Genomic DNA, 18,900 nt, shown 5'->3' on the forward strand with positions numbered 1-18,900 from the left:
GGCGGTTTCAGTTCTGGGGTACGGAGGCGGGGACGGGGGCTTCTTCGTCGGTGCGCTCGGTGGCGTCCTCCAGGACGATCCGGCCGATGATCTCGTAGCGCTCGGGCCGCTTGGCCTTGAGGTAGAAGCCGAGGCCGAGGCCGCCGAAGAAGACGACGCCGACGATCCACGGGATCGCCTTGAAGAAGAGGGAGTCGGCGGCGAGACCGGCCGCGGTCTCCATGTTCATGACCAGCAGCACGACGACGGCGATCATGCCGATGCCGCCGAGGAGCGGGGCCGTGAGGGTCTTGAACCAGTGCCGGTCCTCGGGGTGGTTCTTGCGGAAGTAGCCGATGACGGCGAAGGAGCAGAGCGTCTGCACGATGAGGATCGCCATCGTGCCGAGGATCGCCAGCAGCGTGTAGAGGTGGATGTACGGGTCCTGGCCGGTGAGCCAGAAGGCGGCGACGAGGGCGACGGCGATGACGCTCTGCACGAACGAGGCGATGTACGGCGAGCCGTGCCTGGCGTGCGTCCGGCCGAGCGCCGGGTGCAGGAAGCCCTCGCGGCCGATGGCGTACAGATAGCGCGAGGCGCACTGGTGGAAGGCCATCCCGCAGGCGAAGGAGCCGGTGAGCAGCAGCCACTGGAAGGCGTCGACGGCCCAGGCGCCGATGAAGGTCTGGGTGGGCGCGAAGAACAGGTCGAGCGGCGAGGAGGAGGCGGACAGCTTCACGGACCCGGCGAGCCCGTTGCCGGCGATCGTCATCCACGAGACGTAGATGTAGAAGAGGCCGACGCCGATGACGGAGATCAGGGTGGCGCGCGGGATGACGCGCTTGGGGTTGCGGGACTCCTCGCCGTACATCGCGGTCGACTCGAAGCCGACCCAGGACCAGAAGGCGAAGAAGAGGCCGAGCCCGGCGGAGGTGCCGGTGAAGGCGTTCTTCGGGTTGATCGGCTCGACGGGGATGCCGTCGGGGCCGCCGCCGGCGATCAGGACGGCGGTGGCGACCGCGAAGAGGACGGCGATCTCCGCGACCAGCATCACGCCCAGCGCCTTGGCGGTCAGGTTGATGTCGAAGTACGACAGCACGGCGGTGACGGCCAGCATGACCGCCGCGTACAGCACCCACGGCAGGTCCACGCCGAGCTGGTCGGCGACGGTCGTCTTGGCGAAGTAGGAGAAGACGCCGACGATCGAGGCCTCGAAGACGATGTACGCGAGGACGGCGAGCATGCCGGAGGCCATGCCGGCGATGCGGCCCAGGCCGTGCGAGATGTAGCCGTAGAAGGCGCCCGCGGCCGTGATCCGCTTGGCCATGGCGACGTAGCCGACCGAGAAGACGGTCAGGACGAGCGTCGCGAAGAGATATCCGGCGGGGGCGCCGGTGCCGTTGCCGAAGCCGACGGCGATGGGGAGGTTTCCGGTCATCGCCGTGATCGGGGCGGCGGTGGCGACGGCCATGAAGACGACGCCGACGAGTCCGACCGAGTTCGCCTTGAGCCGGTGGACCTCTGGGGTGGGGTTCTCTGCCATGGGCCGAGAGGATCCTCGTGGGTGACGTAGGCCACAATCGACATCCGGTCGCACAATTCCCGCCACAGGGCGACGAGTTGTCGCCCTGGTGTACGAACTGTCCGGTCCCGTAACCGTCAGGTGATGTCGCCGGAACACGGACGCGGGTAGCGTCCGGCTCCATGGACAATCAGGGCGGGATCACCGTGCAGCGGGCGCTCGAACTCCCCGGACTGCGCGGCGGGCTCCCGGAGGTCGTGGCCGGCGCGGACCGGCTGCACCGCACGGTGCGCTGGGTGCACGCGGGCGAGGTGCCGAACATCGCGTCGCTGCTCAAGGGCGGCGAACTACTCCTCACGACGGGCCTCGGCCTGGGCACCCGCCCGGCCGAACAGCGCGCCTTCGTCCGCCGGCTCGCCGACCGGGGCATCGCCGCGCTCGTCGTCGAACTCGGCCCGCGCTTCGCCCGCCTCCCGGCGACGATAGTGGAGACCGCGCGGGCGGCCGGCCTGCCGCTCGTCCAGCTCCACCGCGAGGTCCCCTTCGTCGCCGTCACGGAGGAGATCCACACCGAGATCGTCAACGGCCACTACGCCCTCCAGCGGCAGGCCGAGGAGGTCCACCGGCAGTGCACGGAGGCGCTGCTCGGCGGCGGCGGAGTGCCGCAGGTGCTCCGCATCCTCTCCGACTTCGCCGCCAACCCGGTCTTCCTGGAGACCGCCGACGGACAGCTCCTGTACGCGGCGGGCACCGAGTCCGCGCCCGCCGACCCGCTCCAGGTGTGGGACGGGCTGCGCGGCCAGCGGGCGGCCCGCGAATCCGGCCCGCCCACCGGCACGGTCCTCGTCGACGTCCCCGGCGGCGGCCCCGGTACGGGCTCGGTACGGGCCCGCCTGGTCCTCCTCGCCGTCTCCGGCGCCCTCTCCCCCGTCCACCGGATGGCGGCCGAGCGGGCGGCGGGCCTCCTCGCGGTCGTCCTCATGCAGGCCCGCCAGGAGGAGGAGCTGGCGGCACGCGGCCGGGGCGACTTCCTGACGGACCTGGCCGAGGGCCGCATCTCGGCGGAGGACGCGCCGGCCCAGGCGAGGGTCCTCGGCTTCAAGCCGGGAGACGGCCCGCTCCTCCCGGTGGTCATGCGCCTGGCGTCAGAACTCTCCCCCTCGGGCAACTGGGCGCTCCTGGCCCGGGCGGTCCTGGAGGAACTGTCCTCGGTGGGCGTCCCGGCCCTCCTGGGCGTCCGCCCGGTGGAGGGCCGGGTGCCCCTGCTCCTGGGCCTGCGCTCGGAGTCGGAACGCACGGCGGTGGCGGACCGGGTCGCGGCGGCGCTGCGCGCGGGCGTGGAACGGGCGGGCCTGGAACGCGCCGGGGTGCACCCGCCGGTCGTCGTGGTCGGCGTGGCGGGCGGCTGGGCGGCGGCGTCGGCGGGCCTGAGGCACGCGGCCGAGACGGCGACGGCGGCGCAGGGCCTCTCGGACCTCCCGTGGTACGACGCCCGACGCCTGGACATCGACCTCCTCCTCTGGCGCCTGCGCGACCACCCGGACCTGGCGGCCTTCGTGGACCGGGCGATCGGCCCGCTGCGGGACCACGACAAGACGTCCCGCCCCCCGCTGCTCCCCACCCTGGAGACGTACCTGGCGCACGCGGGCCGCAAGGCGGAGACGGCGCGCGAGCTGCACCTCAACCGGCAGACGCTCTACAACCGGCTGGCCCGCATCTCCGAACTCCTGGGCACGGACCTGGACGACCCCCAGACGGTCCTGGCCCTCTCCCTGGCCCTGAGAGCCCGCCGCCACACGCCGTGACGGGGCGGTGCCCACCGCCCGTGTGGGCAATCGTCCCGCAGGGCGATGGGGGTCCCCCTGCTCGAGCGAAGCCGAGAGCTTGGGGGAGGGTGGGCACACGGGACGGCGCCCTCCAGCGGCGCCTCCGCGTTCCGAGCCCGGGCCCGCACCGGCCGTGACGGCACACATGCGGTGCGGGCTCAGGCGCGGGAGCCTCAGGCGCCGGCAGGGGCGCCGTTCCGTTGTGCCCACCCGTTCCGCCCCAGCGGAACGCATGCCCACAACGGGGGGCGGGCACCGCCCACAACGGACGGCGGGCCCCACGAAACAGCTACCGCCCCGACAACTCGTCGTACACCGACAGCACATGCGCCACCGTGTCGTCCTCCGTAGGCCAGGACCCCGCCTGCACCCGCCCCGCCGCCGCCAGGTCCATCCGGCGGTCCGCGTCCTCCAACAGCCCCCGGACCGCCCCCGCCAGGGCCCCCGCGTCCCCGTACGGCACCAGCTCCGCCGCGTCGCCGACGAGTTCCGGTACGCCGCCGACGGCCGTCGCGACGAGCGGCACCCCGAGCCGGAGCGCCTCCTGCGCGAGCAGGGAGCGGGCCTCCCACCGCGAGGGGAGGACCGCGACGTCGGCGGCGGCGAGCAGCTCGGCGACGTCGTCCCGCCGCCCGATGAGCCGCACGGAGAGCCGTTCCTCGACGATCCGCCGTTGCAGGAAGGCCCGTTCACGCCCTTCCCCGGCGATGACGAGCAGCGGCTCCGGATCGAGTCCCCGCCACAACCGCGCCGCGTCGAGCAGCGTCCGGTACCCCCGGCCGCGTTCGAGCGCCCCGACGGCCATGAGCAGGGGCCGGTCGACGGCGCCGAGTTCGGCGCGGGCCTTGCCGTCGTGGAGGCAGACGGGCCCGCGCGCGGCGGGCACGGTGACGGGCGCGAGACGGGCGTCCCGGGCCCCGCGCCGCCGGGCCCGGTCGACGAGTTCGGAGGAGGTGCCGAGGACGACGGTCGCGGCCCGCGCGGTCTTCCGTTCGAGGAGCCGCAGCACCCCGCCCCGCGCCCCGTCGACGTGGTTGCGGCTGTGCCAGGTGGTCACGAGCGGGGTCCGGGTGCCGCCGGTCAGCGCGAGCGCGGCCCGTACGGAGGCCTGGAGGCCGTGCGCGTGGACCACGTCGGCGCCGATGCAGGCGTTGCGGAGCGCGGTGACGGTCGCGGGGTCGCCGAGGCGCGGCAACGGCACGAAGTGCGCGCCGGCGCCCAGGTAGTCGTATGCGCGGTCGAGTTCGGCCGGGGCGCACACGGTCACCCGCACGCCCCTCGCCACCAGCCCCGAGGCAAGTGATCGGACGTGCGCGCTGCTGCCCGCGCCGCCGCCGCCCAGCACTTGGACCGTACGGAGCTGTGTCACGCGCCCAAGGATGCCAGCCCGTACCCCGGACCGTACGCACGTTCCGGCACCGAAATGGCGTCGTTCCCCTGCGCGGAAGGCGTACGGCGCGACGACCCGCACCACGGGTTCACCCACACGGGTGAGCGCACGGAGCCTCGGCCCACTACCCCGCGGGGGCGGCCCGCTCCCCCCACACCGCCGCGGCGAGCAACCCGCCCGCGTGCGCGGCGAGCCCGAGCCGCCCGTTGGACGCGGCGATGGCGCTGCCGACGGCGGCGCCGAGCGCGTGCGCGCCCATGTCGCCGAGCATGACCTCCTCGCCGAGGTCCTCGCCGAGGAGCGCCGCCGCGGCCCCCATCGGGGCGGCGGCGAGGGATCCCCGAAGGAGGCCCGGCGCAGCGAGTCCGAGGACGAACAGGCCCGCGCGCCCGGGCCGTACGTCCACGAGGTTCACCAGGTGCGCGGTGCCGGCGATGACGACGCCGGCGAGGACCTTGTCGAGGGGCTTCTCCTTGAGGAGGGCCCCGGCGGCGAGCGAGGCGGCACCGATCCCGAACAACTTCACGGCCCCGCTGGTCACCTCACCACCCCGAAGCGCCCCCAGGTGCGCCCGGAACCCGCGCCGGTGGTCGCCCCGCAGGTCGTCGTACCGGCCGCACACGGCCGCCGCGGCGACGGCGAGGGAGGCGGCGGGCGCGGCGGGCAGGACGGCGGCCGCCGAGCCGAAGGCGACGGCGGGACCGGCCAGCAGGGAGACCGGCCGGTCCGCGTAGTTGGTCCGCTCCCAGCTCCGCGGGTTCCCCGGCGGCCGCCGTCGCAGCCGCCCGTACGCGAGCCGGGTCGCGCCGAGGGCCGCGGCGAAGGTCCCGATCCGCCCGAGACCGCCCCGCCCGAGGGCGCGGGTCACGCGTCCGCCCGGGCCGTGGCGAGGAGCTCCTCCGCGTGGGCCCTGGCCGTCTCGGAGTCCTCCTGGCCGGCGAGCATCCGGGACAGCTCCCGGACGCGCTCCTCGCCCTCCAGGACGGTCACGCCGGAGCGGGTGACGGAGCCGTCGTTGGTCTTCTCCACGAGCAGCTGCCGGTCGGCGAAGGCCGCGACCTGCGGGAGGTGGGTGACGACGACGACCTGCGCGGACTTGGCGAGCTTGGCGAGCCGGCGCCCGATCTCGACGGCCGCCTTGCCGCCGACGCCCGCGTCGACCTCGTCGAAGAGGTACGTCGGCACCGGGTCGACCCCGGCGAAGACGACCTCCACGGCGAGCATCACGCGGGAGAGCTCACCGCCGGACGCGCCCTTGGCGATGGGCCGGGGCGGGGCTCCGGGGTGCGGGGCGAGCAGCAGCTCGACCTCGTCGGCCCCGGACGGGCCGTAGGCGACCCGGCGGCCGCCGACCTCGACGCCCTCCTCGTCCTCGGTCTGCGCGATGGCGAAGGACACGCGCGCGTGCGGCATGGCCAGCGAGGCGAGCTCGGCGGTGACCGCGTCGGCGAACCGGGCGGCGGTCTCCGTGCGCGCGTCGGTGAGCGCCTGCGCGAGCACCGACAGCTCGTCGCGCAGCCGGTCCCGCTCGGCGGTGAGCTCCTCGATCCGGTCGTCGTCGCCGTCGAGCTCGCCGAGCCGCCCGGCGCTCTCCTCCGCCCAGGCGAGGACGGCGGTGATGTCCTCGCCGTACTTCCTGGTCAGCTGAGTGAGGGCGGCGCGCCGCTCCTCGACGGCGGCGAGCCGCAGCGGGTCGGCGTCGAGGTCGTCGGCGTATCCGGCCAGCTCCTGCGCCACGTCGGACAGCAGGATGGAGATCTCGCCCATCCGGTCGGCGAGCCCGGCCAGCGCCGGGTCGTGCGACCGTACGGCCTCCAGGGCCCGGCCCGCACCCGCGACCAGGGTGGTCGCGTCGACGGCCTCGGGGTCCTCGGGGTTGCCCGCGAGCGCGCCGTGCGCGAGCGCGGCGGCGGAGGCGAGGGCCTCGGCGTGCCCGAGCCGCTCGGCCTCGGCGGCGAGTTCGACGTCCTCGCCCGCGCGCGGCTCGACGGCCTCGATCTCGCCGAGCCCGAAGCGCAGCAGATCGGCCTCCTGGGCCCGCTCACGCGCGCGCGTGGTGATCTCGTCCAGCTCGGCGGTGACGGCGCGCAGCCGCCGGTACGCCTCGCCGTAGGCGGCCAGCGGCACGGAGACGGCCTCGCCCGCGTACCGGTCGAGCGCACCGCGCTGCCGGGCGGGCTTGAGCAGTCCCTGCTGGTCGGTCTGGCCGTGGACGGCGACGAGCTCGTCGGCGAGTTCCGCGAGCAGCCCGACGGGCACGGAGCGCCCGCCGAGGTGGGCGCGCGAACGTCCCTCGGCCGAGACGGTGCGGCTGACGAGCAGCACGCCCTCGTCGAGCTCGGCACCGGCCTCCTCGGCGCGTACGGCGGCGGGCGCGCCCGCGGGCACGCTGATCCGCCCCTCGACGACGGCCGACCCCGCGCCGATCCGCACCAGGGCCGGGTCGGCACGTCCACCGAGCAGCAGCCCCAGGCTGGTCACGACCATGGTCTTTCCCGCACCGGTCTCACCGGTCACCGCGGTGAAGCCGGGCGACAGCTCGACCACCGCGTCGTCGATGACCCCGAGCGACCGTATCCGCATCTCCTCCAGCACGCCCCAGACCATACGAGGTTTCCCGGGTCGGATGCGACATCGCCCCCGTGCGTAACCCTCGGGAGCACCACTCGTTACGGAGCGGGCCGGGGGATCAGTGCGGTGCGCCCCGCCACCCCGACACGGGCAGGGCGAACTTGGCGACGAGCCGGTCGGTGAAGGAGGCGTGGTGCAGTCGGGCGAGCCGCACGGGCACGGCGCCCCGCCGTACCTCGACGCGCGCGCCCGCCGGGAGTTCCACGGTCCGCCGCCCGTCGCACCACAGCACCCCGTGCGGGGTGTGCGGCTCGACCTCGACGGCGAGCACCGACTGGGGGGTGGTGATCAGCGGCTTGGCGAAGAGGGCGTGGGCCCCGATCGGGACCATGAGCAGCGCCTCGACCTCGGGCCAGACGACCGGCCCGCCCGCCGAGAAGGCGTACGCGGTGGAGCCGGTGGGTGTCGCGCAGATCACCCCGTCGCAGCCGAAGCCGGTGACCGGGCGGCCGTCGATCGCGAGGACGACCTCCAGCATCCGCTCGGGCGAGACCTTCTGCACGGCGGCCTCGTTGAGCGCCCAGTCGCGGTGCAGGACGTCGCCGTTCTCGTACACGACGACGTCGAGCGTCATCCGCTCCTCGACCTCGTACGCCTTGGTGACGACCCGGTCGACGACCTTGTCGAGGTCGTCGCGCTCGGCCTCCGCGAGGAAGCCGACGCGCCCCAGGTTGACGCCGAGCATGGGCACGCCGGAGGCGCGGGAGAACTCGGCGCCGCGCAGCAGGGTGCCGTCGCCGCCGAGGACGACGAGGAGTTCACAGCCGTCGAGCGCGTCGGAGCAGGCCTCCGGCACCTTCTCGACGGACGGCGGCAGCGGCAGGTCCGCGGCCTCGGCCTCCAGGACGCGGACGCCGATGCCGCTGCGCAGCAGCCCCAGGACGACCAGTTCGGCGCTGCGCACGGCGGCCGGCCGGCCGGTGTGCGCGAGCAGGAAGACGGTGCGTGTTGTTCCCGATGGTGCTGCTGCCGTTGAGCTCAACGAGGTCCCTCCGCCACGGCGCGGTCGACGTCCGCCGGATCCAGCGCGGGCGCGCCTGCCCGCAGCCACAGAAAGTACTCGACGTTGCCGGAGGGGCCGGGCAGCGGGCTCGCGGTGACGCCGAGGACGCCCAGGCCGAGCTCGCCGGCCTGCCGGGCGACGTTCTTCACGGCGTCCGCGCGGAGCTCGGCGGACCGTACGACGCCGCCCGTGCCGAGCCGCTCCTTGCCCACCTCGAACTGCGGCTTGACCATGAGGACGAGGTCGGCCCCGGGCGCCGTGCAGGCGGCGAGGGCGGGCAGGACGAGACCGAGCGGGATGAACGACAGGTCGCCGACGACGAGGTCGACCGGGATGCCGTCGATGGCGTCGAGCGTCAACTCGCGTACGTTCGTGCGGTCCTTCACGGTGACGCGCTCGTCGCTCTGCAGCGACCAGGCGAGCTGTCCGTAGCCGACGTCGACGGCGACGACATGGGCGGCGCCCGTGCGCAGCAGGACGTCGGTGAAGCCGCCCGTGGAGGCTCCGGCGTCCAGGGCGCGCCGTCCCCCGACCACGAGCCCCTGCGGCACGAAGGCGGCGAAGGCCCCGGCGAGCTTGTGGCCGCCGCGCGAGACGTAGTCGGGGTCGGAGTCGTCCTGGGCGACGACGATGGCCGCGGCGGTCTCGACCTGGGTGGCGGGCTTGGTGGCGACGGTCTTGCCGACGGTCACCCGGCCCGCGGCGATCAGCTGGCTGGCGTGCTCGCGCGAGCGCGCGAGCTTGCGCCGTACCAGCTCGGCGTCGAGACGGCGGCGTGCCGGTCCTGCCACGTTCGGTTCAGCTCCTGTTGTCGTACGGACGGGGGGCGGGGTGCGTGTCGAGCGAGGTCAGCTCCGCACGCAGTCCACGGTGTACATCCTCGTACACCTCCAGGTGTCCGTCCGCCGGGAGGTGGTCCACCTCCGCGAGACGCGCGAGGCCGGCGTCGACGGCGGGATGGCCGGTGAGGTCGAGGGCGACACCGAGCGGCGCGGCCGCGGCGGGCTCGTACGACTCGGCGGGGCCCTGCTCCCGCGGGGCTTCGGGGATGGTGTCGCTCATGCCCCGACGCTACCGCGAAGCCCTGGGGTACCGTCGACGGCGATGGCGACGATCACGGAGTGCCGCGGCGCACTGGACAGACTTTCGGACAATCTCGCGCGGGCGGACGAGGGCGTGCGTGGCGCGGCCGCGCTCGACCGCAGCCTGAGCTGCCACATCACGGACCTGGACACGACGTTCACGGGCCGTCTCGCGGACGGCCGGATCCGGGTGGACGGGACGGTGGACGGCCCGCCGCCGGCGAAGGCGCAGATCCGGCTCGCCATGACCGGCGACGACCTGGTGGCGATGGTGGCCGGCGAGCTGAACTTCGCGAAGGCCTGGGCCGCGGGCCGGGTCAGACTGGAGGCCGGCTTCCGCGACCTCCTGCGGCTGCGCTCGCTCCTGTAGCCGAGGCACCCCGCCCCGGGTCGTCTCGTGCGTCCCGGGTCACTTCCGCAGCGCGGGCTCCTGGTCGGCCGGCTCCTCGGCCTGCGCCGGCACGGCCGCGCGGCCGCGCGCCTTCCGCCCGGCCGGTACGACCAGCGGCGTCCCCGTCTCGGGGTCGTCGATGACCTGGCAGCGCAGCCCGAAGACCCGCTCGACGAGATCGGCGGTCACGATCTCCGACGGCGGGCCCTCGGCGACGACCTCGCCGTCGCGGACGGCGATGAGATGGGTCGCGTACCGGGCCGCGTGGTTGAGGTCGTGGAGGACGGCGACGAGCGTCCGCCCCCGCGTCTCGTGCAGCTCGGCGCACAGGTCGAGGACGTCGATCTGGTGCTGGATGTCGAGGTAGGTGGTGGGCTCGTCCAGCAGCAGCAGCGGGGTCTGCTGGGCGAGCGCCATGGCGATCCAGACACGCTGGCGCTGCCCGCCCGAGAGCTCGTCCACGTACCGCCCGGCGAGCTCGGCGACACCGGTGGACTCCATCGACTCCCGGACGATCCGCTCGTCCTCCGGGGACCACTGGCGCAGCAGCCCCTGGTGCGGGTAGCGGCCGCGCGCGACGAGGTCGGCGACGGTGATGCCGTCGGGGGCCACGGAGGTCTGGGGCAGCAGCCCGAGGGTCTTGGCGACCTTCTTGGCGGGCATCGTGTGGATCGACTGCCCGTCGAGCAGGACGCGGCCCTCGCTCGGCTTCAGCATCCGGGAGAGCGCGCGAAGGAGGGTCGACTTGCCGCAGGCGTTGGGGCCGACGATGACGGTGAACGAGTTGTCGGGGATCGCGACGGACAGCTCGCGGGCGATGACCCGCTGCTCGTACGCCAGGGTCACCGATTCCGCGCTCAGGCGCTGCTGCCGACCGTCCATACCCGCACTCCCGCTTCTCGTCCGTGGTCGTGACCGGCGGTGACGACCACGCCCCACGCGAAGTTAGGTTAGCCTACCCAACTTCACTCCCTGCCCGAGGTGCCGGAGCCTCACACCCCCAGCAGCGCAAGCACCTTCCCCGCGTCCGGCACACCACCACCGGGCGCGTCCGCCACGGACCACGCGGCCCCGCACAGCGCCCGCACCCCGTCCATCACGTCCGCCCCGTCGCCCGGCGTGCCGTCGAGGACGAGCTCACCGCCGCTCACGGAGGCCCGCCACCCCCCGCACACGAAACCCCCGTCGCCATCCTCGACGACCTCGGGCTGGCCCGTGAGCAGCCCCCGCAGATCGGCCGCCACATACGTCGGCCGGTGCTCGGGCACGGCCGCGAGCAGCTGCGCCACGTCCGTCACCCCGGTCAGCACGAGCAGCGAGTCGACCCCGCCGTTGAACGCCCCCTCGATGTCCGTGTCCAGCCGGTCCCCGACCACCAGTGGCCGCTCGGCCCCCGTCCGCAGCACCGTCTCGCGGTGCATCGGCGGCAGCGGCTTCCCCGCGACCTTCGGCTCGAAGCGGTGCCCGGTCGCGATCCGTACGACCTCCACCGCCGCCCCGTTCCCCGGCCCGATCCCCCGCGCCCCGGGAATCGTCAGATCCGTGTTGGAGGCGTACCACGGCACCCCGCGCCCCACCGCGTACGCCGCCTCCGCGAACCGCGCCCACGGCATCCCCGGACCCCCGTACCCCTGCACGACCGCCGCCGGGTCGTCGTCCGCCGAGTCCACCGGCACGAGACCCCGCTCGCGCAGCGCCACGCGCAGCCCCTCGCCGCCGACGACCAGCACCCGGGACCCGGCCGGCAGGTCGTCCGCGATCATCCGGGCCGCCGCCTGCGCCGAAGTGACCACGTCCCCGGCCTCCGCCGGCACCCCGAGCTCCGTCAGGTGCTCGGCCACCTCACCGGGCGTCCGCAGCGCGTTGTTGGTGACGTACGCCAGATGCATTCCGCCGGCCCGGGCCGCCCCGAGCGCCTCCACGGCGTGCGGCACGGCCTCCCCGCCCGCGTACACGACACCGTCCAGGTCCAGCAGCGCCGTGTCGTACGCCTCGCTCAGCGCGACGGCGCTGCCCCCGGGGTGCTTCCTGCCGCCTTCGTGCCGTCCCTGGCCGTTCCGCACCGTCACCGCACACTCCTCAGATCACCGGGTGAATTCCCCCACTCTCCCGATCATCGCTCATGCCCGCCCACATACGATGACAGGATGAACACCTCAGGTCACGCGGCCGACGACGTCCGCGACGACGCCACAGGCCTGCGCCTGGCCCCGTTCCGCGGACTCCGTTACGTCCCCGAGCGGGTCGGCAGCCTCGCCGCCGTGACGTCCCCTCCCTACGACGTCGTCGTACGACCTGACGGACTGCTCCATCTGGAGTCCGCCGATCCGCACAACATCGTCCGGCTGATCCTCCCGCAGGCGATCACCGCCGGCACCCGCCACCGCAAGGCCGCCGTCACCCTCGACCGCTGGCTCGCGGACGGCGTCCTCGCCCCGGACCCGGAGCCCGCGCTCTACGTGTACGAGCAGAACGGCGACGGCATCCTCCAGCGCGGCATCATCGGCGCGCTGGAACTCTCCACCCCGGCCGAGGGCATCGTCCTCCCCCACGAGGACGTCATGCCGCACGTCGTCGAGGACCGCGCCGCCCTGATGCGGACCACGGCCGCCAACCTGGAGCCCCTGCTCCTCACGTACGTCGGCGCGGACGAGGGCGGCGCCGACGCCGTCATCGAGCGCACCGTCCAGCGCGAGCCGCTGCTCTCCACCACCACGGAGGACGGCTTCCAGCACCGCCTCTGGTCGGTCACGGACCCCGCCGAACTCGCCACGATCGCCGGCGAACTGGCCTCCCACCAGGCCCTCATCGCCGACGGCCACCACCGCTGGGCGACGTACCTGCGCCTCCGCGAGGAGCACGCGGCACCCGGCCCCTGGAACTACGGCCTGGTCCTCCTCATCGACACCGCCCGCTACCCGCTGCGGGTCCGCGCCATCCACCGCCTCCTCAACCGCCTGCCGGTCGCCGACGCCCTCACGGCCCTCGGCGACTCCTTCCGGGTGCGCCGCGTCGACGGGCCGCTCCCGGTGGCCCTGGAGGCCCTGGAGGCGGCCGCTGCCGAGGGCAACGCCTTCCTCCTCGCGGGCGACGGCACCTTCCACCTCCTGGACCACCCGGACCCCGCCCTCCTGGACCGCACGATCCGCACGGACCGCCCCCAGGCCTGGCGGACCCTGGACGCGACGGTCCTGCACTCCACGCTCCTGGAGAACGTCTGGCACATCCCGGACGCCCCCGAGGACATCGCCTACATCCACGACACGGAGGCCGCGGTCGACCAGGCGGAACGCCGCGGCGGTACGGCGGTCCTCATGCACCCGGTACGGGAGGAGGTCGTCCGCGACCTCGCCCGCCAGGGCGTCACGATGCCCCGCAAGTCGACCTCCTTCGGCCCGAAGCCGGCGACGGGCCTGGTCCTGAGAAGCCTGGCGCTGGACTGAGAGCGGGGAAACTAAGAAGGGCGGCACCCGTCGGGTGCCGCCCTTCTTCGCTACCGGCCGGGATCAGCCCTTGTCGCCGTCCCGGTCGTCCTCGTCCTCGTCGTCCTCGTCGTCCTCGTCGACGTCGAGCTCGACATCGACGACATCCGACTCATCGGTCTCGTCCGACGCGTCGACCTCGTCCTCGTCGAACGCGTCGACGAACTCGACGCCGTCCATCTCGGCCAGCCGGTCGGAGGCGTCCGTGGCGCCGTCCTTGTCGGCCTCCAGGGCCTTGGCGAACCACTCGCGGGCCTCGCGCTCACGGCCGGCGGCGAGCAGCGCGTCGGCGTAGGCGTACCGCAGGCGCGCGGTCCACGGGTGCACGGCGCTGGAGGCGAGCTCGGGGCTCTGCAGGGTCACGATGGCCGCGTCGAGCTGACCCAGGTCCCGGCGGGCGCCGGCGGCGACGAGCCGCATCTCGACCTGCCCGGCCTTGTCCAGCTTCTGCACCTCGGGCTCACCGGCCATGGCGAGGGCACGCTCGGGCCGGCCGAGGCCGCGCTCGCAGTCGGCCATGACGGGCCACAGCTCGACACCGCCGCTCATCCGGCGAGCGGCCCGGAACTCGGCAAGGGCCTCGGAGTACTTCTGCGTGGCGTACGCGGCGAAGCCGGCGGCCTCGCGGACGGCCGCGACACGGGACGCGAGCCGCAGGGCGACCCTGGAGTACCCGTAGGCCTTCTCCGGGTCCTCGTCGATGAGCTGGGCGACCATGACGAGGTTGCGCGAGACGTCCTCGGCGAGCCCCTTGGGCAGGCTCATGAGCTCCTGGCGCACATCAGGGTCGATCTCCTCACCGGTGACCTCCGGCGGGATCGGCAGACGCTTGATGGGCGCGCGGTCGCCACGGTCCCGGTCGTCACGACGCCCGAAGCCACCGCGGTCGTCCCGGCCGCGGTACCCACCGCGGTCGCCGCCCCGGTCGTCACGGCCCCGGTACCCACCACGGTCGCCACCGCGGTCGTCCCGGCCACGGAACCCGCCACGGCTGTCGCCACCACGGTCGTCACGGCGGAAACCGCCACCGCCACGGCTGTCGCCACCACGGTCGTCACGGCGGAAACCGCCACCGCCACGGCTGTCGCCACCACGGTCGTCACGGCGGAAACCGCCGCCGCCACGGCTGTCGCCACCACGGTCATCGCGGCGGAACGACGAGGGACGCTCGTCACGACGGTCGTCACGCTGCCCGTAGGAGGGACGGTCGTCCCGACGGAACGACGGACGCTCGTCACGACGGTCGTCACGACGGAAGCCGCCACCGCGGTTGTCGCCACCACGGTTGTCGCCACCACGGTCGTCACGGCGGAAACCGCCACCGCCACGGTTGTCGCCACCACGGTCATCGCGACGGAACCCACCACCACGGCTGTCGTCACGCGGCGGGTACGAGGGCCGGTCGTCGCGGCGGAACGAGGAGGGACGCTCGTCACGGCGGTCGTCCCGACGGTCGTCGCGGCGGAAACCGCCACCGCGGTTGTCGTCACGACGGTCGTCACGCTGCCCGTAGGAGGGACGGTCGTCCCGACGGAACGACGGACGCTCGTCACGACGGTCGTCACGGCGGAAGCCGCCACCGCGGTTGTCGCCACCACGGTCATCGCGACGGAAACCGCCGCCACGGTTGTCCCCGCCGCGGTCATCGCGACGGAAACCGCCGCCACGGCTGTCGCCACCACGGTCATCGCGACGGAAACCGCCGCCACGGCTGTCCCCGCCACGGCTGTCGCCACCACGGTCGTCGCGGCGGAAACCGCCACCGCGGTTGTCGTCACGACGGTCGTCACGCTGCCCGTAGGAGGGACGGTCGTCCCGACGGAACGACGGACGCTCGTCACGACGGTCATCGCGACGGAAACCGCCACCGCGGTTGTCGCCACCACGGTCATCGCGACGGAAACCACCGCCACGGTTGTCCCCGCCACGGCTGTCGCCACCACGGTCGTCACGGCGGAAACCACCGCCACGGTTGTCGTCGCGACGGAAGCCACCCCCACCACGGTTGTCGTCACGGCGCGGCCCACGGAAGCCGCCCCGGTCGCCACCGGCACCGTCCCTGCGACGCGGCTCGCGCTCCGGACGGTCGTCGGGAGAGTTGGTGGACATCGGTGTGACTCCTGTCTTCGGGTACTGCAGTCATTCTCGCGCAGCCGGCACTCAGCCGCGCATCGGAAAAGTCAAGCAAAAAAACAAAAGGACCCCTGGTCCCAGCGTGAACGCTGGGACCAGGGGTCCTGAAGAATTGTTCGGCGGCGTCCTACTCTCCCACAGGGTCCCCCCTGCAGTACCATCGGCGCTGAAAGGCTTAGCTTCCGGGTTCGGAATGTAACCGGGCGTTTCCCTAACGCTATGACCACCGAAACCCTATCGGTTTCGAGCGAACAAGCACACTCTGTAGTTGTGTTCTAGCTCTAGAAACCAGCAACTGTTCGTTGCTTCAGAACTAACACAGTGGACGCGAGCAACTGAGGACAAGCCCTCGGCCTATTAGTACCGGTCAGCTCCACCCATTACTGGGCTTCCACATCCGGCCTATCAACCCAGTCGTCTACTGGGAGCCTTACCCTCTCAAGGAGGTGGGAATACTCATCTCGAAGCAGGCTTCCCGCTTAGATGCTTTCAGCGGTTATCCCTCCCGAACGTAGCCAACCAGCCATGCCCTTGGCAGGACAACTGGCACACCAGAGGTTCGTCCGTCCCGGTCCTCTCGTACTAGGGACAGCCCTTCTCAATATTCCTACGCGCACAGCGGATAGGGACCGAACTGTCTCACGACGTTCTAAACCCAGCTCGCGTACCGCTTTAATGGGCGAACAGCCCAACCCTTGGGACCGACTCCAGCCCCAGGATGCGACGAGCCGACATCGAGGTGCCAAACCATCCCGTCGATATGGACTCTTGGGGAAGATCAGCCTGTTATCCCCGGGGTACCTTTTATCCGTTGAGCGACGGCGCTTCCACAAGCCACCGCCGGATCACTAGTCCCGACTTTCGTCCCTGCTCGACCCGTCGGTCTCACAGTCAAGCTCCCTTGTGCACTTACACTCAACACCTGATTGCCAACCAGGCTGAGGGAACCTTTGGGCGCCTCCGTTACCCTTTGGGAGGCAACCGCCCCAGTTAAACTACCCATCAGACACTGTCCCTGATCCGGATCACGGACCGAGGTTAGACATCCAGCACGACCAGAGTGGTATTTCAACGGCGACTCCACCATGACTGGCGTCACGGCTTCAAAGTCTCCCACCTATCCTACACAAGCCGAACCGAACACCAATATCAAACTGTAGTAAAGGTCCCGGGGTCTTTCCGTCCTGCTGCGCGAAACGAGCATCTTTACTCGTAGTGCAATTTCACCGGGCCTATGGTTGAGACAGTCGAGAAGTCGTTACGCCATTCGTGCAGGTCGGAACTTACCCGACAAGGAATTTCGCTACCTTAGGATGGTTATAGTTACCACCGCCGTTTACTGGCGCTTAAGTTCTCAGCTTCGCCCTGTCGAAACAGAGCTAACCGGTCCCCTTAACGTTCCAGCACCGGGCAGGCGTCAGTCCGTATACATCGCCTTACGGCTTCGCACGGACCTGTGTTTTTAGTAAACAGTCGCTTCTCGCTGGTCTCTGCGGCCACCCCCAGCTCACGGAGTAAATCCGATCACCAGGCGTGGCCCCCCTTCTCCCGAAGTTACGGGGGCATTTTGCCGAGTTCCTTAACCATAGTTCACCCGAACGCCTCGGTATTCTCTACCTGACCACCTGAGTCGGTTTAGGGTACGGGCCGCCATGAAACTCGCTAGAGGCTTTTCTCGACAGCATAGGATCATCCACTTCACCACAATCGGCTCGGCATCAGGTCTCAGGCTTCATGTGTGACGGATTTGCCTATCACACGCCCTACACCCTTACCCCGGGACAACCACCGCCCGGGCTGGACTACCTTCCTGCGTCACCCCATCGCTTACCTACTACCACCTTGGGTCGACGGCTCCACCACTTTCCTTTCCCCGAAGGGTCCGGAACGGCTTCACGGCCTTAGCATTAATGGGCTCGATATTGGGCGTTTCAAAGCGGGTACCGGAATATCAACCGGTTGTCCATCGACTACGCCTGTCGGCCTCGCCTTAGGTCCCGACTTACCCTGGGCAGATCAGCTTGACCCAGGAACCCTTAGTCAATCGGCGCACACGTTTCTCACGTGTGTATCGCTACTCATGCCTGCATTCTCACTCGTGAACCGTCCACAACTCGCTTCCGCGGCTGCTTCACCCGGCACACGACGCTCCCCTACCCATCACAGCGGGCGTTGGCCCTCATGCTGCAATGACACGACTTCGGCGGTACGCTTGAGCCCCGCTACATTGTCGGCGCGGAATCACTTGACCAGTGAGCTATTACGCACTCTTTCAAGGGTGGCTGCTTCTAAGCCAACCTCCTGGTTGTCTCTGCGACTCCACATCCTTTCCCACTTAGCGTACGCTTAGGGGCCTTAGTCGATGCTCTGGGCTGTTTCCCTCTCGACCATGGAGCTTATCCCCCACAGTCTCACTGCCGCGCTCTCACTTACCGGCATTCGGAGTTTGGCTAAGGTCAGTAACCCGGTAGGGCCCATCGCCTATCCAGTGCTCTACCTCCGGCAAGAAACACACGACGCTGCACCTAAATGCATTTCGGGGAGAACCAGCTATCACGGAGTTTGATTGGCCTTTCACCCCTAACCACAGGTCATCCCCCAGGTTTTCAACCCTGGTGGGTTCGGTCCTCCACGAAGTCTTACCTCCGCTTCAACCTGCCCATGGCTAGATCACTCCGCTTCGGGTCTTGAGCGTGCTACTGAATCGCCCTATTCGGACTCGCTTTCGCTACGGCTTCCCCACACGGGTTAACCTCGCAACACACCGCAAACTCGCAGGCTCATTCTTCAAAAGGCACGCAGTCACGAGATACAGCAAGCTGTATCCGACGCTCCCACGGCTTGTAGGCACACGGTTTCAGGTACTATTTCACTCCGCTCCCGCGGTACTTTTCACCATTCCCTCACGGTACTATCCGCTATCGGTCACCAGGGAATATTTAGGCTTAGCGGGTGGTCCCGCCAGATTCACACGGGATTTCTCGGGCCCCGTGCTACTTGGGTGTCTCTCAAACGAGCCGTACAGATTTCAGCTACGGGGGTCTTACCCTCTACGCCGGACCTTTCGCATGTCCTTCGCCTATCCATACGGTTTCTGACTCGTCTCACAGCCGGCAGACTGTGAAAGAGAGATCCCACAACCCCGCATGCGCAACCCCTGCCGGGTATCACACGCATACGGTTTGGCCTCATCCGGTTTCGCTCGCCACTACTCCCGGAATCACGGTTGTTTTCTCTTCCTGAGGGTACTGAGATGTTTCACTTCCCCTCGTTCCCTCCACATGCCCTATGTGTTCAGGCATGGGTGACAGCCCATGACGACTGCCGGGTTTCCCCATTCGGAAACCCCCGGATCAAAGCCTGGTTGACGGCTCCCCGGGGACTATCGTGGCCTCCCACGTCCTTCATCGGTTCCTGGTGCCAAGGCATCCACCGTGCGCCCTTAAAAACTTGGCCACAGA

13 protein-coding genes, 2 rRNA genes and 1 pseudogene are annotated in these 18,900 nt (G+C 70.8%); 3 read left to right on the forward strand and 13 right to left on the reverse strand.

The window, feature by feature from the left end:
* Positions 1 to 7 precede the first annotated feature (7 nt).
* The gene (locus AB5J54_RS09465; RefSeq protein ID WP_369143464.1) at positions 8 to 1,522 is read right to left on the reverse strand and encodes an APC family permease; all 1,515 of its coding nucleotides are present in this window, start codon (positions 1,520 to 1,522) and stop codon (positions 8 to 10) included.
* A 161-nt stretch (positions 1,523 to 1,683) separates the two neighbouring features.
* On the opposite strand from AB5J54_RS09465, the gene AB5J54_RS09470 reads away from it, so the two are divergent.
* Entirely contained in the window at positions 1,684 to 3,306 is a 1,623-nt protein-coding gene (locus AB5J54_RS09470) for a PucR family transcriptional regulator (RefSeq protein ID WP_369143465.1), read from the forward strand.
* 310 nt (positions 3,307 to 3,616) lie between these two features.
* Here AB5J54_RS09470 and AB5J54_RS09475 read toward each other — a convergent pair whose 3' ends face one another.
* The 6 genes from AB5J54_RS09475 to AB5J54_RS09500 all read right to left on the reverse strand — a co-directional run bounded on the left by AB5J54_RS09475 (position 3,617) and on the right by AB5J54_RS09500 (position 9,413).
* The gene (locus tag AB5J54_RS09475) at positions 3,617 to 4,696 is read right to left on the reverse strand and encodes a glycosyltransferase family 4 protein (protein WP_369143466.1); all 1,080 of its coding nucleotides are present in this window, start codon (positions 4,694 to 4,696) and stop codon (positions 3,617 to 3,619) included.
* Between the two features lie 145 nt (positions 4,697 to 4,841).
* Complete coding sequence (locus AB5J54_RS09480; protein WP_369143467.1) at positions 4,842 to 5,585, reverse strand: hypothetical protein; 744 nt, start codon at positions 5,583 to 5,585, stop codon at positions 4,842 to 4,844.
* Positions 5,582 to 7,324, reverse strand: a complete 1,743-nt coding sequence (gene recN / locus AB5J54_RS09485; protein ID WP_369143468.1) for a DNA repair protein RecN — start codon at positions 7,322 to 7,324, stop codon at positions 5,582 to 5,584. Before recN ends, AB5J54_RS09480 begins: the two co-directional genes overlap by 4 nt.
* A gap of 82 nt (positions 7,325 to 7,406) precedes the next feature.
* Positions 7,407 to 8,330 carry an NAD kinase gene (locus tag AB5J54_RS09490; RefSeq protein ID WP_351193003.1) on the reverse strand — a complete coding sequence of 308 codons (924 nt, stop codon included), beginning with the start codon at positions 8,328 to 8,330 and terminating at the stop codon, positions 7,407 to 7,409.
* Entirely contained in the window at positions 8,327 to 9,142 is an 816-nt protein-coding gene (locus AB5J54_RS09495) for a TlyA family RNA methyltransferase (RefSeq protein ID WP_369143469.1), read from the reverse strand. The genes AB5J54_RS09490 and AB5J54_RS09495 overlap by 4 nt, the downstream gene beginning before the upstream one ends.
* 7 nt (positions 9,143 to 9,149) lie before the next feature.
* On the reverse strand, positions 9,150 to 9,413 hold the full coding sequence (locus tag AB5J54_RS09500) for a hypothetical protein (protein ID WP_369143470.1): 264 nt from the start codon (positions 9,411 to 9,413) through the stop codon (positions 9,150 to 9,152).
* A 42-nt stretch (positions 9,414 to 9,455) separates the two neighbouring features.
* On the opposite strand from AB5J54_RS09500, the gene AB5J54_RS09505 reads away from it, so the two are divergent.
* A complete protein-coding gene (locus AB5J54_RS09505) occupies positions 9,456 to 9,803 on the forward strand; it encodes an SCP2 sterol-binding domain-containing protein (RefSeq protein ID WP_369143471.1) in 348 nt (115 codons plus the stop codon).
* Between the two features lie 39 nt (positions 9,804 to 9,842).
* Here AB5J54_RS09505 and AB5J54_RS09510 read toward each other — a convergent pair whose 3' ends face one another.
* Together AB5J54_RS09510 and AB5J54_RS09515 are read right to left on the reverse strand one after the other, a co-directional pair.
* On the reverse strand, positions 9,843 to 10,706 hold the full coding sequence (locus AB5J54_RS09510; RefSeq protein ID WP_369143472.1) for an ABC transporter ATP-binding protein: 864 nt from the start codon (positions 10,704 to 10,706) through the stop codon (positions 9,843 to 9,845).
* Positions 10,707 to 10,816: 110 nt separating this feature from the next.
* Positions 10,817 to 11,887: an HAD hydrolase-like protein gene (locus AB5J54_RS09515; RefSeq protein ID WP_369149272.1), complete on the reverse strand. Its 1,071-nt coding sequence runs from the start codon at positions 11,885 to 11,887 to the stop codon at positions 10,817 to 10,819.
* An 84-nt stretch (positions 11,888 to 11,971) separates the two neighbouring features.
* On the opposite strand from AB5J54_RS09515, the gene AB5J54_RS09520 reads away from it, so the two are divergent.
* The gene (locus AB5J54_RS09520; RefSeq protein WP_369143473.1) at positions 11,972 to 13,267 is read left to right on the forward strand and encodes a DUF1015 domain-containing protein; all 1,296 of its coding nucleotides are present in this window, start codon (positions 11,972 to 11,974) and stop codon (positions 13,265 to 13,267) included.
* Positions 13,268 to 13,330: 63 nt separating this feature from the next.
* On the opposite strand, the gene AB5J54_RS09525 is transcribed toward AB5J54_RS09520, so the two are convergent.
* From AB5J54_RS09525 to AB5J54_RS09540, 4 genes and pseudogenes are all read right to left on the reverse strand, one after another.
* The gene (locus AB5J54_RS09525; protein WP_369149273.1) at positions 13,331 to 14,131 is read right to left on the reverse strand and encodes a hypothetical protein; all 801 of its coding nucleotides are present in this window, start codon (positions 14,129 to 14,131) and stop codon (positions 13,331 to 13,333) included.
* 474 nt (positions 14,132 to 14,605) lie between these two features.
* A pseudogene (locus AB5J54_RS09530) lies at positions 14,606 to 15,301 on the reverse strand (hypothetical protein); the annotation flags it as partial.
* A 252-nt stretch (positions 15,302 to 15,553) separates the two neighbouring features.
* A 5S ribosomal RNA gene (gene rrf / locus AB5J54_RS09535) occupies positions 15,554 to 15,670 on the reverse strand.
* A gap of 106 nt (positions 15,671 to 15,776) precedes the next feature.
* Positions 15,777 to 18,895 (reverse strand): 23S ribosomal RNA (locus tag AB5J54_RS09540).
* Positions 18,896 to 18,900 lie beyond the last annotated feature (5 nt).

The sequence above is a fragment of the Streptomyces sp. R44 genome, from assembly GCF_041053105.1.
Taxonomy (GTDB): Bacteria; Actinomycetota; Actinomycetes; order Streptomycetales; family Streptomycetaceae; genus Streptomyces.